12 protein-coding genes are annotated in these 15,141 nt (G+C 73.3%); 6 read left to right on the plus strand and 6 right to left on the minus strand.

What is annotated here, in order from left to right:
- Window positions 1–49 precede the first annotated feature (49 nt).
- Both ACLQ2R_RS23155 and ACLQ2R_RS23160 read left to right on the plus strand, forming a co-directional pair.
- Window positions 50–1,183: a helix-turn-helix transcriptional regulator gene (locus ACLQ2R_RS23155; RefSeq protein ID WP_425962512.1), complete on the plus strand. Its 1,134-nt coding sequence runs from the start codon at window positions 50–52 to the stop codon at window positions 1,181–1,183.
- A 112-nt stretch (window positions 1,184–1,295) separates the two neighbouring features.
- Window positions 1,296–2,492 carry a pentapeptide repeat-containing protein gene (locus ACLQ2R_RS23160; RefSeq protein WP_425962513.1) on the plus strand — a complete coding sequence of 399 codons (1,197 nt, stop codon included), beginning with the start codon at window positions 1,296–1,298 and terminating at the stop codon, window positions 2,490–2,492.
- A gap of 60 nt (window positions 2,493–2,552) precedes the next feature.
- Here ACLQ2R_RS23160 and ACLQ2R_RS23165 read toward each other — a convergent pair whose 3' ends face one another.
- Complete coding sequence (locus ACLQ2R_RS23165) at window positions 2,553–3,947, minus strand: NAD(P)H-quinone dehydrogenase (RefSeq protein WP_425962514.1); 1,395 nt, start codon at window positions 3,945–3,947, stop codon at window positions 2,553–2,555.
- Between the two features lie 151 nt (window positions 3,948–4,098).
- On the opposite strand from ACLQ2R_RS23165, the gene ACLQ2R_RS23170 reads away from it, so the two are divergent.
- The 4 genes from ACLQ2R_RS23170 to ACLQ2R_RS23185 all read left to right on the plus strand — a co-directional run bounded on the left by ACLQ2R_RS23170 (window position 4,099) and on the right by ACLQ2R_RS23185 (window position 10,036).
- Entirely contained in the window at window positions 4,099–4,551 is a 453-nt protein-coding gene (locus tag ACLQ2R_RS23170) for a gamma-glutamylcyclotransferase (RefSeq protein WP_386236250.1), read from the plus strand.
- Window positions 4,552–4,882: 331 nt separating this feature from the next.
- The gene (locus ACLQ2R_RS23175) at window positions 4,883–7,435 is read left to right on the plus strand and encodes a serine/threonine protein kinase (RefSeq protein ID WP_425962515.1); all 2,553 of its coding nucleotides are present in this window, start codon (window positions 4,883–4,885) and stop codon (window positions 7,433–7,435) included.
- A 75-nt stretch (window positions 7,436–7,510) separates the two neighbouring features.
- Window positions 7,511–8,314 carry a purine-nucleoside phosphorylase gene (locus ACLQ2R_RS23180; RefSeq protein ID WP_425962516.1) on the plus strand — a complete coding sequence of 268 codons (804 nt, stop codon included), beginning with the start codon at window positions 7,511–7,513 and terminating at the stop codon, window positions 8,312–8,314.
- 78 nt (window positions 8,315–8,392) lie between these two features.
- Complete coding sequence (locus ACLQ2R_RS23185; protein WP_425962517.1) at window positions 8,393–10,036, plus strand: phospho-sugar mutase; 1,644 nt, start codon at window positions 8,393–8,395, stop codon at window positions 10,034–10,036.
- Between the two features lie 158 nt (window positions 10,037–10,194).
- On the opposite strand, the gene ACLQ2R_RS23190 is transcribed toward ACLQ2R_RS23185, so the two are convergent.
- The 5 genes from ACLQ2R_RS23190 to ACLQ2R_RS23210 all read right to left on the minus strand — a co-directional run bounded on the left by ACLQ2R_RS23190 (window position 10,195) and on the right by ACLQ2R_RS23210 (window position 15,140).
- The gene (locus tag ACLQ2R_RS23190; protein ID WP_425962518.1) at window positions 10,195–10,929 is read right to left on the minus strand and encodes a PH domain-containing protein; all 735 of its coding nucleotides are present in this window, start codon (window positions 10,927–10,929) and stop codon (window positions 10,195–10,197) included.
- A 33-nt stretch (window positions 10,930–10,962) separates the two neighbouring features.
- A complete protein-coding gene (locus ACLQ2R_RS23195; protein WP_425962520.1) occupies window positions 10,963–12,042 on the minus strand; it encodes an adenosine deaminase in 1,080 nt (359 codons plus the stop codon).
- A 66-nt stretch (window positions 12,043–12,108) separates the two neighbouring features.
- Entirely contained in the window at window positions 12,109–12,462 is a 354-nt protein-coding gene (locus ACLQ2R_RS23200) for a cupin domain-containing protein (protein ID WP_425962521.1), read from the minus strand.
- 122 nt (window positions 12,463–12,584) lie between these two features.
- Entirely contained in the window at window positions 12,585–13,190 is a 606-nt protein-coding gene (locus ACLQ2R_RS23205) for an AMIN-like domain-containing (lipo)protein (RefSeq protein WP_425962522.1), read from the minus strand.
- Between the two features lie 498 nt (window positions 13,191–13,688).
- Entirely contained in the window at window positions 13,689–15,140 is a 1,452-nt protein-coding gene (locus ACLQ2R_RS23210) for an MFS transporter (protein ID WP_425962524.1), read from the minus strand.
- Window position 15,141 lies beyond the last annotated feature (1 nt).

The raw sequence follows: 15,141 nt of genomic DNA on the forward strand, positions 1-15,141 counted from the left end.
CCCAGGGGTGGCGGACACCCGATGACCGCCACTGGCCGACGATGGGAACATGGCCACAACGTCCGCCCGGTTGCTCACCCTGCTGTCCCTGCTCGCGGCCCGCCAGAACCGGTCCGGCCGGGAGCTGGCCGAACGGCTCGGGATCAGCGCGCGCACCCTGCGCCGCGACGTGGAGAGCCTGCGTGCCCTGGGGTACCCGGTCCACGCCCTCAAGGGCCCCGACGGGGGGTACCGGCTCGGTCCCGGCGGCGGGCTCCCTCCGCTGCTGCTCGACGACGAGCAGGCCGTCGCGGTCGCGGTCGCCCTGCAGACCGCGCCGACCAGCGTCACCGGCCTCGACGACGCCGTGGCCCGTGCCCTGACGAGCATCAGGCAGGTGATGCCCGCGCGCCTTCGCTCCGAGGTCGACGCGATGCGCCTCACCAGCATCCGCAACTCCTGGGAGTTCCCCGCTCCCCCCATCGCCCCCGGCACGCTCAAGGCCGTCGGCTACGCCGTCCGCAACGAGCAGGTGCTGCGCTTCGACTACCTCACCCCCGACGGGCGCCGGCCGCACCCGAACGACGCCGACTTCACGGCGCCGCTCCGGGTCGAGCCCCACCACCTCGTCCTGTGGGCCGGGCGCTGGTACCTCGTCGCCTACGACCCGGCCGCCGCCTCCTGGCGTATCCACCGCGTCGACCGCATCCACGCCCACTCCCCCACCGGGATCCCGTTCCGGCGGCGCGAGCTTCCCGAGCCCGACGTGGCCCGCTACGTGATGACCAGCCACGACAGGGGTGACACCCCGGCCCGGTGGGAGTGCCTGGGCTCTGCCCTGATGGAGCTGCCCGCCGACGTCGTGGCCCGCTGGGCACCCGGCGGCTCGGTCATCGAGTACGTCTCCCCCACCAGGACCCGCATCACCCTGGGCGCGTGGTCCTGGGCGGGGATCGCCGGCCTGCTCGCCACGTTCGACGCCGACATCACCGCCGTCGAGCCGGACGATCTCAGGGAGGCGTGCCGCGTCCTCGCCGAACGCTACCGGCGCGCCGGTGAGCCGCCCCCGGAGGGCACCGGTGAACGGACCGGGGAGGGCCAAGGTGAACGAACCGTGGAGAGACCAGGTGAACTGGCCGTGAAAAGCCCTGGTGAGCGGAGCCCGGCGAACGCCGACGAGCGGGAAATCGGCGAACATCGGTGAGCGGGAAACCGGCGAACACCGGTGAACAGAATCAGGAAAACGATGCAAGCGGCCGTCTAGCGGGATGCAATGATCCGCTGACACCATCGGGACTGCTTTGAAGGAGGCTCCCGTGCGTCGTTCCATCCCCCTGGCTCTCATCGTCGCGACTTTCGCGCTGTCGGGGACAGTCATCTCTCCCGCCCAGGCCGCGACCGGGCCGTGCAGGCCCGGCGAGGGCGTCAACCTGCGCGGCAGGAACCTCACCGAGGGGGCCCGGCTTCCGGCGAACCTGCGCTGCGCCGACCTGACCAAGGCGAAGCTGGACGGGGTGGACCTGACCCAGAAGGACCTGACCGGGGCGATCCTGCGCGGCGCCTCGCTCAAGCAGGCCGACCTCACCCAGGCCACGCTGAAGTACGCCGACCTGCGGGGGGCCGACCTCACCGAGGCCGACCTGGGGCAGATGCACGCCGACCACGCCGACCTGCGGGACGCGATCCTGGTCGACGCCGAGGCGGGGCAGGCGTACTTCCCGCACGCGGACCTGACGAGGGCGGCCCTGACCAGGGCCGAGCTGACCCAGGTGGACTTCACCAACGCAAAGCTGATCGACGCCGACCTGGAGGAGAGCACCCCCGGTCAGATCAAGGCGCGCAAGGCCGACTTCACCCGGGCCAAGCTGCACGAGGCCAAGATGGGCCAGGCGAACCTGCGCAACGCCACGCTCAAGGACGCCGACCTGAGGGAGGTCACCTTCACCCAGGCCGAGCTGGACGGCGCCGACTTCACCGGCGCACTGGTCGAGGGCGCGTCCTTCATCCAGGCCGACGACGCCGACCTCACCGGTGCCAAGGGCACCCCGACGGGCCTGGACCCCTCGACGCCGGTCACGATCCCCGACCTCGACATCTTAGGGAGCGAGCCGTCGGAGACCCCGTCGGCCGGCGCGGCCCGGGGCGGCGGCGTGTCGGTGGGCCTGATCATGGTCGTGCTCAGCGCGGTGGGCCTGGCGCTGACCGTGGTGGCCTGGGGCATCAGCGCCCAGGGACGCAACCGGCGCGCCCAGCAGTTCGCGCTGATGCGCCACGGCGCCGAGGAGGACATCACCCGGCTGGGCGAGGAGATCGACCAGCTCGACTACGAGTTCCAGCTCGGCGCGCGCGGCGGGATGACCGCGGACCGCGACTGGCGGCACGCCCTGGACGCGTACGAGGCCGCCAAGCAGGCCCTGATGATCGCCCGGCGTCAGGAGGAGCTGCACTTCGTGGCCCAGGCGGTCCAGGACGGCAGGAACGCGCTGAACCGCCTCCGGCCCCGGGTCCACTGACCGCCCGCGCCCTCCCCCCGTACGGGCCGAAAGGTCCGCCGGGGGCGGGGCGCGGAGCGGTCAGATGCCGCTGGGGGTCATCGGCTGCATCAGGCGGCGGGCCGCCTCGGTGACGGAGCCGGACAGGGAGGGGTAGACCGCGAAGGTGTGGGCGATCTGGTCCACGGTCAGCCGCTGCTGCACGGCCACCGACACCGCGAGGATCAGCTCCGAGGCGCGGGGGGCGACCACGACGCCGCCGAGGATGATGCCGGTGTGCGGGCGGCAGAACAGCTTCACGAAGCCGTCGTTGAAGCCCTGCATCTTGGCGCGGGCGTTGGTGGCCAGCGGCAGCTTGACGATGTTGGCCTCGATCTCCCCGGCGCGGACCGCCTTCTCGGCGACGCCCACGGCGGCGATCTCGGGGTCGGTGAAGATGGCGGAGGCCACCGTGGCCAGGCGGAGCGGCTGCACGGCCTCGCCCAGGGCGTGCCAGACGGCGATGCGGCCCTGCATGGCGGCGACCGAGGCGAGCATCAGCACCCCGGTGCAGTCCCCGGCCGCGTAGACGCCCGGCGCGGAGGTGCGGGAGACCTTGTCGACCTGGACGAACCCGCCGGGGCCGAGGGTGACACCGGCCTCCTCCAGGCCGATCCCCGCGGTGTTGGGGATCATGCCGACCGTCATCAGGCAGTGGGTGCCCTCGGCGGTGCGGCCGTCCTCCAGCGTGACGACCACGCCGTCGTCGGTGCGCTTGACGGACTCGGCGCGGGAGCGGCCCATGACGTTCATGCCACGGCGGCGGTAGACCTCTTCGAGGACCTCGGCGGCGTCGGCGTCCTCGTTGGGCATCATGCGGTCGCGGGAGGAGACGAGGGTGACCTCCGAGCCCAGCGAGCGGTAGGCGCCCGCGAACTCCGCGCCGGTGACGCCGGAGCCGACCACGATGAGGTGCTCGGGCAGCTCCTCCAGGTCGTACAGCTCCCGCCAGGTGAGGATGCGCTCGCCGTCGGGCTCGGCGCCGGGCAGGATGCGCGGGGTCGCGCCGGTCGCCACGATGACGACGTCCGCGCGGATCGTCCGGTCGCCCGCCCTGACGACCTGCGGGTCGACCAGCCGTCCGGGGGCCGTGACCACCTCGACGCCCTCGGCGGCCAGGCGGGCGGCGATGTCGGCGGACTGCGCGCGGGCGAGCTCCTTGACGCGCCTGTTCACCAGGGGCATGTCGGCGATCACGCCGCCGACGTCGCCGTCGGGGCCGCCGGTGTAGTGCACCCCGAGCATGCTGGCGTCGAGGAGCGCCTGCTTGCGCACGGAGGTGGCGATCAGCGTCTTGGACGGTACGCAGTCGGTGAGCACGCACGCCCCGCCGGGGCCGTCCTGCTCGACCACGGTGACCCGCGCCCCCAGTTGGGCGGCGACCAGCGCCGCCTCGTATCCGCCGGGACCGCCACCGATGATCACTATCCTCGTCACATGTCCTATTCTCCCGCATGACGGGACCGACCCTCGCTTCGCATCCCGTCGAATCTCGGAAATCCCCGAAACCCCCGCGATTCACCGGGTTGTCGGCGTGCCCCACGCGGCGGGTGATCGTCCGGCCGATCTTCGATTAGTGTTGGTCACCGTGCCTGTCTACGCCGCATACGGCAGCAACATGGACCCCAAGCAGATGGCCCAGAGGGCCCCTCACTCCCCGATCAGGGGGACAGGCTGGCTCCAGGGCTGGCGCCTGACCTTCGGCGGGAACGACCTCGGCTGGGAGGGCGCGCTCGCCTCCATCGTCGAGGACGCCGCCGACCAGGTGTTCGTGGTCCTGTACGACGTGCCCGAATGGGACGAGAGTTCTCTCGACCAGTGGGAGGGCGCGGCGCGCGGCCTCTATCACAAGGTCAAACTCCGGGTGCAGACCCTGGAGGGTGAGGTCCTGGCGTGGTTCTACGTGCTGGACGGCTACGAGGGCGGCCTGCCCTCGGCCCGCTACCTCGGCATCCTGGCCGAGGCCGCCGAGCACGCGGGCGCCCCGGACGACTACGTCAGGGACCTGCGCGGTCGCCCCTGCACCTCGCTGGGAAGCTGATCACCAGCCCGGGACGCCGGCCGGTTCCCCGGGCTGAACCAGGCCGGGGACCTCGCCGGGGAAGCGAGCCGCCACCCCCGCCGTCCGCCTCCCGTGGCGTGCAAGTCAGCCACAAGCGCGTCCTGCGACGCTGAGCCTCCGGCGCCGGGAGCAGGGGGCCCCGGGTACGGCCGGACCCGTCGCCGGCGCGCGGTGAGCCTGTGCGGTGCTCATCGGCCGCGCCGGCGGCCGGGGCGGCGCGAGCGGTCCGGCGGGACGGCCCCGCCCCGCCGGACCGCCGCCCCCGTCCGCGTCCCCCGCCCGCACGACACGGTCACGAGGAAGATCTCCAGTGGAAGCGACACCAGGCACGCAGGATGCCGTCAGCACGCCCGGCCTTGCGCCCCTGCGGCCCGCCGACCCCGAGCGGGTGCGGGAGTACCGGCTCACCGCGCGTCTCGGCGAGGGCGGTCAGGGCACGGTCTACCTGGGCGAGTCCTCGTCCGGGACGCAGGTCGCGGTCAAGCTGCTCCGGGCCGAGCTCGCCCAGGACGAGGAGGCACGGGAACGCTTCGTCCGCGAGGTCGGCACGGCCCGTCGCGTCTCCCCGTTCTGCACCGCCGCGGTGCTGGAGACCGGCCTCGACGAGGGCCGTCCGTACATCGTCAGCGAGTACGTCGAGGGCCCGACCCTGGACGCGGTGGTGAACGACGAGGGGCCGCGCGAGGGCGCGGCCCTGCACCGCCTGGCGATCGGCACGGTCACCGCGCTGGTCGCGATCCACCAGGCCGGGATCATGCACCGCGACTTCAAGCCGTCCAACGTGCTGCTGGCCCCGGACGGCCCCCGCGTGATCGACTTCGGCATCGCCAAGGCCCTCGACCAGACCTCGACCCTGACCGCGATGGCGATCGGCACGCCCGCGTACATGACCCCCGAGCAGCTGGTCGGGGAGAACGCGGGGTCCCCGGCGGACATGTTCGCCTGGGGGTGCACGATGGTCTTCGCCGCCACGGGACGGCCGCCGTTCGGCGTCGACAGCCTTCCCGCGATCTTCAACCGGATCATGAACGTGGAGCCCGACCTGTCGGCGATCACCGATCCGGTGCTGCGCGAGCTGGTGGGCGACTGCCTGGCCAAGAAGGCGAGCCGCCGTCCCACGGCGAGCGAGGCGCTTATGCGCCTGCTGGGTCACGCCGTCCCTGGCGCACCGGCCCCCTCCCTCCCCTCCACCGGAGGCATGCTCGCCGAGGGCATGGCCGCCGTGGCCGGGCCGGACGCTCCCGCGCGGTCCCCCTACCGGGCGGGCGTCACCCGGCCGGCGGTCCCGGCCGAGCCCGCGCACCAGGCCGGCGTGGCGTGGGGGGCCGTCCGTCAGGAGTCCCCGTACGGGACCGGCGCGCCTGTCCCCGGGTACCAGGAGCCCCACCGGCCTGTCCCCGGGCACCCGGAGCCCTACCCGCCGGTCCCCGGGCACCCGGAGCCCTACCCGCCGGTCCCCGGGCACCCGGAGCCCTACCGGGCCGGCCTCGGTGATCACCCGCCGCACCAGGAGCCCTACCGGGTCGGCCCGGGAGGTGAGCCGCCCTTCCAGGCGGGTCCCGGCGGGTACCCCTCGCACCGGGCGGGTCCCGGCGAGTACCCGCAGTACCAGGCCGGGCCGGTCGAGTACCCGCCGTTCCAGGCCGGCCCCGGCGATCGTCCCTCGCACCAGGTGGGTCCCGGCGGGTACCCGTCGCCGTACGGGCTCGTGACCCACCCGGTGGCGCCGGGGGCGGCGCCGTCCCGGAGCGGTCGCAGGCGGGTGCGCCGCGCCTGGATCGCGATCGGTGCCGGGCTCGTGCTCACGCTGGTCGCGGCGACGATCACGATCGTGGCCCGCGGTACGGGCACGCCCGCATCGGACAACGCCTCGCGGGCCACCGCCGGAGCGAGCGGTGGTGCCACGACCGCCCCCACCCCGGCTCCCACCCCCACTCCGGCCCTCGCCCCGGAGCGGCGGATCACGCTGCCGGGCGGCTCCCTCACGGTCCGCGAGCGCGAGACGGACCCGATCAAGCTGACCTCCTACACGCTGGGCACCGGGGACAAGTACCGTCTCCACACCCGCAAGGCCGGCACCCGGCGGTTCGTCAAGAACGACAGGTACGGCCACTACACGCTTGACTCCACGGGCACCCGCGCCCTGACCACGGCCCGCGTGTACAACGCGGCCGGCTACGAGGTCGTCTCGATCGTCGACCACGCGAGCGGCGCGAGCACCGCCGACATCAGGGTCACCAAGTCGCCGATCTTCGGGCTCTATCCGCTCTGGTCGCCGGACGGCACCAAGGGCCTGGTCACCCTGTACAAGACCGTCCCGGGTAAGAACGAGTCGCGCGTCCACGGCTACACGATCATCGACGTCGCCACGAAGAAGGCGTCGATCGTGCCGGTGAAGGAGGAGGGCACGTCGGAGTGGCCCTACTTCTGGCGGGCCGACGGCAGGGCGGTCGGCACCTGGACGGCCGTCGGCGGCGACGACCGCATCCGTTTCCGTGACCTGCGGGGCACCCTGCTGCGGACGGTGAAGGACGTGGGCGCCCCGATCTGGATCGAGGGGGAGAGCCTCAACCCGTCCGGCACACTGATGATCACGTACTGCGCGGAGGCCGAGGAGATCTGCCTCAGGTCCGCCACCGCCGTCGAGGGCGGGGAGCCGACGACCCGGATCCCCTTCGAGACCGAACGGATCATCGGCTGGTACGACGACCGGCACCTGGCGGTCTGGCGCGAGCGGGGTTCCGGTCACGAGGCCGTCGTGATCGACTTCAGGGGCGAGGTGAAGCGGGTGATCGCCACCAGCAAGGAGACCGACGAGGACTACAAGTGGCAGTTCATGGTCTACAGCAGGACGACCGGCTGAACCGGCGGGCCGGGAACGCGCGGGAAGCGGCACGGAAAGGACGCGGTCACACCGGTGACCGGTACGCTCGGTGAGGTGACCAACGACCCCTACGCACTCGCCACGGACGCCGCGGACGCGCTGAGAAGCGCCGTCGGCGTGGACTCCTTCGACGTCGCGCTGGTGATGGGCTCCGGCTGGGTCCCGGCCGCCGACGCGATCGGCGAGACCGTCGCCGAGATCCCCGTGACCGACCTGCCGGGCTTCCTGCCGCCCGCCGTGCAGGGTCACGCGGGCCGGATCCGCGTCGTACGGACCGGGGCGGGCAGGAACGTGCTGATCTTCCTCGGGCGTACCCACCTCTACGAGGGCCGGGGCGTGGACCCCGTCGTGCACGGCGTGCGGACCGCCGTCCGGGCCGGGGCGGGCACGATCGTGCTGACCAACGCCGCCGGAGGGCTCCGCCCGGAGACCCAGGAGATCGGCGAGGCGGTGCTGATCAGCGACCACATCAACCTGACCGGCACCAGCCCCATCACCGGCGCCACCTTCGTCGACCTCACCGACGTCTACAGCCCGCGCCTGCGCGAGCTGGCCCGCGAGGCCGACCCGTCGTTGACCGAGGGCGTCTACGTGGCCTTCCGCGGTCCCACGTACGAGACCCCGGCCGAGGTGCGCATGTGCCGCATCCTCGGCGGCGACATGGTGGGCATGTCCACCGTGCTGGAGGCGATCGCGGCGCGCGAGGCCGGTGCCGAGGTGCTGGGCGTCTCCCTGGTCACCAACCCGGGCGCCGGCCTGGTGGGCGAGCCGCTCAACCACGAGGAGGTGCTGGAGGTGGGCCGCGCCACCGCCGCCCGCATGGGGGGCCTGCTGGCGAGCGTCGTGGGCAGGCTGTAGGACGGACCGGCGGCAGGCTCCGGCGACCACGGCCCCAGCCTCGACCACGGACTCGACCTCGGCCTCGGAAAGGTGACGATGAACAGCGACCTGGCAGGGCTCGCCCGATCCTGGCTGGCCCAGGACCCCGACCCCGACACCCGCGCGGAACTGGCGAGGCTGCTCGACGGCGGTGACGACGACGCGCTGCGCGAGCGGTTCGGCTCCCGGCTGGAGTTCGGCACCGCCGGGCTCCGCGGCGAGCTGGGCGCCGGGCCCAACCGGATGAACCGGGTGACGGTCATGCGCGCCGCCGCCGGCCTGGCCCGTGTCCTCGGCCCCGGCCGGCATGTCGTGATCGGCTACGACGCCCGGCACAAGTCCGACGCCTTCGCATGCGACACCGCGGCCGTGCTCACCGGGGCGGGGCTGCGTGCCTCGCTCCTGCCCGGCCCGTTGCCCACCCCGGTGCTGGCCTTCGCCGTCCGCCACCTCGGCGCGGACGCGGGCGTGACGGTCACCGCCAGCCACAACCCGCCCCGGGACAACGGCTACAAGGTCTACTGGGGGGACGGCTCCCAGATCGTGCCGCCGATCGACGCGGAGATCTCCGCCGCCATCGACGCGACCGGGCCGGTCTCGGACCTCCCCCTCGGCTCCCCCGGCGAGCCGGGCTGGACCACGCTGGACGACGGCGTCGTGGCCGCCTACCTGGAGGCGCTGACCGCGCTCCCGATCGGGAGGGCCCGCGCGCTGCGGGTGGCGTACACCCCGCTGCACGGCGTGGGCGGCGTGACCCTGGCCAGGGCGTTCGCCGCCGCCGGGTTCGAGACGCCCGCGACCGTGGCGGAGCAGGCCGAGCCTGACCCCGACTTCCCGACCGTGGCCTTCCCCAACCCGGAGGAGCCCGGCGCGATGGACCTCGCGCTGGAGCTCGCGGCGCGGACCGGCGCCGATCTGGTGCTGGCCAACGACCCTGACGCGGACCGCTGCGCGGTGGGCGTGCCGCTGCCCGGCGGCGGCCACCGGATGCTGACCGGTGACGAGCTGGGCGCCCTGCTCGGCGAGCACGTGATCCGGCACACCTCGGGCGACGAGCGCCTGGTGGCGACCACGATCGTGTCGTCGTCGCTGCTCGGCAAGATCGCCGCCGCGCACGGCGTGCGCTACGCCGAGACCCTGACCGGCTTCAAGTGGATCATGAAGGCCGGCGAGGGCCTGGTCTTCGGGTACGAGGAGGCGCTGGGGTACAGCGTCGGCTCGGAGCAGGGGCTGCCCGTGCACGACAAGGACGGCATCGGCGCCGCCCTGACCGTGGCCGGGATCGCCGCCCAGGCCGCCCTGGAGGGCCGGAGCCTGCTCGACCTCCTGGACGACCAGGCCCGCCGCCACGGCCTGCACGCCACCTCCCAGCTCTCGTTCCGGGTGGCCGACCTGTCGCTCATCACCGGCGCGATGGCCCGCCTGAGGGCGACGCCGCCCCGGCGGCTGGGCGGCCACGACGTCGAGGCCGCCGACGACCTGAGCCGGGGCGCGGGCGGGCTGCCGCCCACCGAGGGACTGCGCTACCGGCTGTCCGGCGGCGCCCGGGTGGTCGTCCGCCCCTCGGGCACCGAGCCCAAGCTCAAGTGCTACCTGGAGGTCGTGATCCCGGTGACCGGCGAGGTCTCCGAGGCCCGCGCGCGGGCCGCCACGGAACTGGACGCCCTCAAGACCGATCTCACCGAAGCCCTCGGGCTCTGATCCGGACAGGGGACTCCCGGGCTCCGGCTCGGCCCTCCGAACTCGGGCTCCCGGGCTCGGACCTGAACCCCGGAGTCGGGCTCGGTCTCGGACCGGGCTCCCGGGCTCGGACTCGGCTCCCGGACTCGGCTTCCGGGCTCGGACTCGGGCTCCCGGGCTCAGACGAGGAAGGCCGCGATCGTCGGCACGGCCGCGACGACGATGGCGGCCAGGGCGGTCGGCGCCCAGCTCGACCTGAACGTTCCCTCCCGGCCGGTGCCGGTCGCGTCCCCGGTGCCGGCCCCCTCACCGCCGCCTCGCGCGACTCCGGTGGACGTCGTGGCCTCGGCGGACGTCGTGGTCTCCGCGGACGTCGTGGTCTCCGCGGCGCTCCGCAGAGCGGCCGTGCGGCGGGCGGTCTCCGCGCGTTCGGTGATCTGCTGGGCCACCCAGTCGGCGTGGGTCCTGCCGGCCATCGCCGCGGCGGCGGCCTGCTCGCCCTTGGACCGGACCGGTTCGGTCGCCCCGGCGCCGCCCCGCGTGTCCGGGGTCCTGCCCCTGCGGACGGCGGCGGCCCGTTCGCGGGCGGAGGTCTGCGGCACCCAGCAGCGGACGCTCCGCCCACCGGAGGTGATCTTGATCGAGTGCGAGACCGTGACCTCGTCCACCGCCCGCCAGGGCACGAAGGTGTTCCGCAGCGGGTTGCGGACCAGCACGCCCTCCTCGGACGCGACGACCGCCGGACGCAGGCAGGTCAGGAAGACCACCGCGGTCAGCACCGCCAGCACCGCCGCGGCGATCATCGAGGTCCGGCCGCTGTAGCGGACCACCAGGTCGATCGCGTTGAGGGCGGCGAAGACCATCCAGGCCCAGCCGACGACCATCGCGAAGGTGGAGCGGAACACCTGCTTCATCAGGGGAGACTCACTTCGCCGGTACGGACCCGCTCACGCCTGCCACTTGAGGCGCGCGAACCCGGGCTTGATGACACCGTTGATGAGCGACAGGCGCTCGTCGAACGGCAGGAACGCCGACTTCATGGCGTTGACCGTGAACCACAGCATGTCGTCCCAGCCGTAGCCGAACGCCTCCGACAGCTTGGCGAACTCCTCGGAGACGGACGTCCCGCTCATCAGCCGGTTGTCGGTGTTGACGGTCACCCTGAAGTTCAGGCGGCGCAGCAGGCCGATCGGGTGCTCGGCGATGGAGGTCGCGGCACCGGTCTGCAGGTTGGACGTCGGGCACATCTCCAGCGGGATGCGCTTGTCCCGGACGTAGGCCGCCAGCCGCCCGAGCTTGGGCTCCTGGTCGTCCTGGACGGAGATGTCGTCGATGATGCGGACGCCGTGGCCGAGCCGGTCGGCACCGCACCACTGGATCGCCTGCCAGATCGAGGGCAGGCCGAACGCCTCCCCGGCGTGGATGGTGAAGTGGGCGTTCTCCCGCTGGAGGTACTCGAAGGCGTCGAGGTGGCGGGTGGGCGGGTAGCCCGCCTCGGCGCCCGCGATGTCGAACCCGGCCACTCCGGCGTCGCGGTAGCGGACCGCGAGCTCGGCGATCTCCATGGACCTGGCCTGGTGGCGCATGGCGGTGAGCAGGGTGCCCACCCGGATGCCGCGTCCCGCGGAACCCGCGGCGAAGCCCTCCTGGACCGCCTCGATGACCTCTTCGAGGGTCAGGCCGGCGGAGGTGTGCTGCTCGGGCGCGTAGCGCACCTCGGCGTAGACCACGCCGTCGGCGGCCAGGTCCTCGGCGCACTCGGCGGCGACCCGGGTCAGCGCCTCACGCGTCTGCATGACGCCCACCGTGTGGTCGAAGGTCTCCAGGTAGCGCTCCAGCGAACCGGAGTCGGCCGCCGCCCGGAACCAGGCGCGCAGCCTCTCGGTCTCGGTCTCGGGCAGACCGTCGTAGCCCGTCTCGCGGGCCAGGTCGATGATGGTCTCCGGGCGCAGACCACCGTCGAGATGATCGTGGAGCAACACCTTGGGAGCCAGGCGAATCTGCTCGAAGGTGGGTAGCTGACTCATCTCACCAGCCTACCGCCGGGGTCCGGCCGGAGGTCGTCACGCCCGGTGCCGTGGCGGGTGCCGGGGTCAGTCCTCACGGCGGGCGGCGTCGGGGGAGAAGGCGGGCAGGCAGACGGCGACGTACTCGGCGCCCTCGGGACCGGCGCTGTAGCGGATCCGCTCGCCCGGCTCGCAGCCGAACGCCTCTCCCGCGCCGACCTCGGTGACGCCGCCGTCGTGCTCCACCAGGACCGTCCCGGACAGGACGAGCGTGTACTCGGCGAACTCCGGGGTCTGGGCGGGCTCCTCCCACCCGGCGGGAGCCTTCATGCGGGCGATCGAGATCCGGTCGTCACCGGTGTTGACCCGGCCGACGTACTCGTCGATCGTCTTGCCGCCGGGAACGGGGATCCGCGTCGCGCCCTCGATTTTGCGTACCATCGCCCCAGTCTGTCACCGGTCCCGGGATGCGGCGCCTCGCGGGCGCACCGGGCCGGTGCGTCCGGCCGATGCCTGCGCGCTGTACGGCCGCCGCGTGCGTAGTGTGCGCGGTCGGGGCGGGGTCAGTGTGCGATGTCGACGACCAGCCGGTTCGGGCTCTTCTGTTCCAGCACCCGGAAGGCCGCCTTGCGCTCCAGGACGACGCCCACGCCCACCACGGCCTCGAAGTCGCCGGTCCTGACGACGTTCCGCACGTTGCCGAGCCGGGCCTGGAAGATCGGCCCGCCGGTCCAGGTGGGCGTGCCCGCCTCGGTGTGCGCGGCGGCCGGGGTCATCGTGAGCTGGAGGTAGGCGCCGCCGCTGACGTCGATCGGGTCGCCCGACCCGTCCTGGACCAGCTTCGGCACCCACCGCGCGCTGTAGCCCGGCACTTCTCCGTCGAGGTCGATCACCACGCGGTCGAATCCCTTGTGCTCGGCGAACCGGGCCCCGGTGACGATCGGCGGGGCGACGGTGGTCCGGGCGACCTCGATCTCCTTGGTGCTCGTCGGGGGCCGCAGCCCGGCGGGTGCGGCGGCAGAGGGCGTGGCGGGCGCGCCGGTCGCCGGATCCGCGGGCGCGGTGCTCGCCGGGGCCCCCGAGACGGGGCTCACCGTCCCGGTGTCCGTTCCGCAGGCCGCCAGTGCCAGCAGAGGGACGAGCGCGAGGGGAACGAGGGTGCGGTTCATCGTGGGCCTCCTACCCCGTTAGATGCCCGGGTGGACCGCCGGTCTCACCCTCGGAGCCCACCTGTGCCGTGGCCGGATCGTGACAGCCCGCCGGGGACGAGTCAAGGACCGCGCCCCGGGCCCGCGAGCGGCGCGTCGCGGGAGCCGGGCGAGCAGAGAACCGGACGAGACGAGAGCCGGGCGAGACGGGAGCCGGGCGAGACGGGAGCCGGGCGAGACGGGAGCCGGGCGGGAAAGGGTGCCGCCGCCGGGCCCCTGTATCCGGCGGCGGCACGCTCGCGATCCGGCGGGGTCCCGTGGGGGTCCCCTGTTCCCCGTGGAACCCCGCGCTTCCCACGGGGTGGGAGTCCCCGTGTTCCCCGAGGAGTCCCCTGAGCCCCGCAGGATCCCCGTGTCTCCCGCGGAGTCCCCCGGGGTCCCCGCGTTCCCCGTGGGCTTCCCCTGTTCCCCGCCGGATCGCGAGTGGTCCGGTGGTCCGTGCGCGTCGGCGCCGAGGTGTCAGACCGTCTCCAGGACCGGCTTCTCCTCGGCCACGACGGGCGTGCGGCGCGCCCGCGGACCGGTCAGGCCCCTCAGGCCGGTCAGCGCGATCACCAGGCCGACCAGGGCGAGGATCCCGGAGACCGTGATCGCCGCGCGGAAGGAGCCGATCGGGTCGGCGCCCGTACCGGAGGTCAGCACGGCCGTCACGACGGCCAGCACCACCGCCCCGCCGACCTGTCCCGAGGTGTTGAGCAACCCGGAGGCCAGTCCCTGCTCGTCGTCGGCGACGCCGTTGGTGGCCTGGATGTTCAGCGCGGGGAAGGACAGCGCGAACGCGATGCCCAGCAGCACCATCCCGGGAACGATCAGCGTGGCCAGGCTCGGATCGCCGTCCAGGCGCAGGAAGAACGCGTACCCGGCGGCCAGGGCGGCCGAGCCGACCACGATCAGCCTCGCGGTGCCGAACCGGTCGGCCAGCGAGCCCATCCTGGTGGAGGTCACCGCCACCAGCAGCCCGGCGGGCAGGAAGGCCAGCGCGGTCTGCAGGGCCGACCAGTGCAGGAAGTTCTGGAAGTACTGCATGGCGACGAACTGGAAGCCGACGTAGGAGCCGAACAGGATCACCAGCCCGAGGTTGGCGCGGACGATCGGGCCGGAGCGCAGGATGCCCAGGCGTACCAGCGGGTGCCTGACGCGCCGCTCGGTGACCACGAAGGCGGCCAGCAGCAGGGCGGCGCCCAGCAGGGTGGCGATCGTGCGCGGCGAGCCCCAGCCCGCGTCGGGCGCCTCGACCACGGCGTAGACCAGCAGCAGCATGGAGCCGGTGACGGTGGCCGCGCCGAGCAGGTCGTGGCCGCTCTCGGCGCGCTGCTCGCGGCGCTTGGGTAGGTACCTCAGGGCCGCGACCAGCGCGATGATCGCGACGGGGACCGGCATGAGGAACGTCCAGCGCCAGCCGAGCTCGGTCAGGAATCCGGAGATGACCAGGCCCAGCGAGAAGCCGCTGGCGCCGGAGGCGGTGAAGAAGCTGAGGGCCCTGTTGCGGGCCGGGCCCTCGGCGAAGGTCGTGGTGATGATGGAGAGCGCGGCGGGCGCGGTGAAGGCGGCGCTGACGCCCTTGACGAAGCGGGCCGCGATCAGCAGCGTGCCGTCGTCGACGAGACCGCCGAGCAGGGAGGCCACGGCGAAGACCGCGAGGGCGACCAGGAAGACCCTGCGACGCCCGAGCAGGTCGGCGGTCCGGCCGCCGAGGAGGAGCAAGCCGCCGTAGCCGAGCACGTAGCCGCTGACCACCCACTGCAGCGAGGAGGTGGACAGGCCCAGGTCGGCCTGGATCGACGGCAGGGCCACGCCCACCATGGAGACGTCGAGGGCGTCGAGGAAGACCACGGCGCAGAGCACGGTGAGCGCGGCCCACAGTGCCGGGCTCCAGCGCTCGTCATCCGGTGATGTCGATGAGGAGGTCATG

The organism is Streptosporangium sp. DT93, from assembly GCF_049844535.1.
Lineage (GTDB): Bacteria > Actinomycetota > Actinomycetes > Streptosporangiales > Streptosporangiaceae > Streptosporangium.

What these genes read in the sequence shown, in the direction of transcription:
- ACLQ2R_RS23155 (WP_425962512.1), top strand. Translation starts at nt 50, where the DNA reads ATGGCCACAACGTCCGCCCGGTTGCTCACCCTGCTGTCCCTGCTCGCG.
- ACLQ2R_RS23185 (WP_425962517.1), top strand. Translation starts at nt 8,393, where the DNA reads ATGAACAGCGACCTGGCAGGGCTCGCCCGATCCTGGCTGGCCCAGGAC.
- ACLQ2R_RS23190 (WP_425962518.1), bottom strand. Translation starts at nt 10,929, where the DNA reads ATGAAGCAGGTGTTCCGCTCCACCTTCGCGATGGTCGTCGGCTGGGCC.
- ACLQ2R_RS23195 (WP_425962520.1), bottom strand. Translation starts at nt 12,042, where the DNA reads ATGAGTCAGCTACCCACCTTCGAGCAGATTCGCCTGGCTCCCAAGGTG.
- ACLQ2R_RS23200 (WP_425962521.1), bottom strand. Translation starts at nt 12,462, where the DNA reads ATGGTACGCAAAATCGAGGGCGCGACGCGGATCCCCGTTCCCGGCGGC.
- ACLQ2R_RS23205 (WP_425962522.1), bottom strand. Translation starts at nt 13,190, where the DNA reads ATGAACCGCACCCTCGTTCCCCTCGCGCTCGTCCCTCTGCTGGCACTG.
- ACLQ2R_RS23210 (WP_425962524.1), bottom strand. Translation starts at nt 15,140, where the DNA reads ATGACCTCCTCATCGACATCACCGGATGACGAGCGCTGGAGCCCGGCA.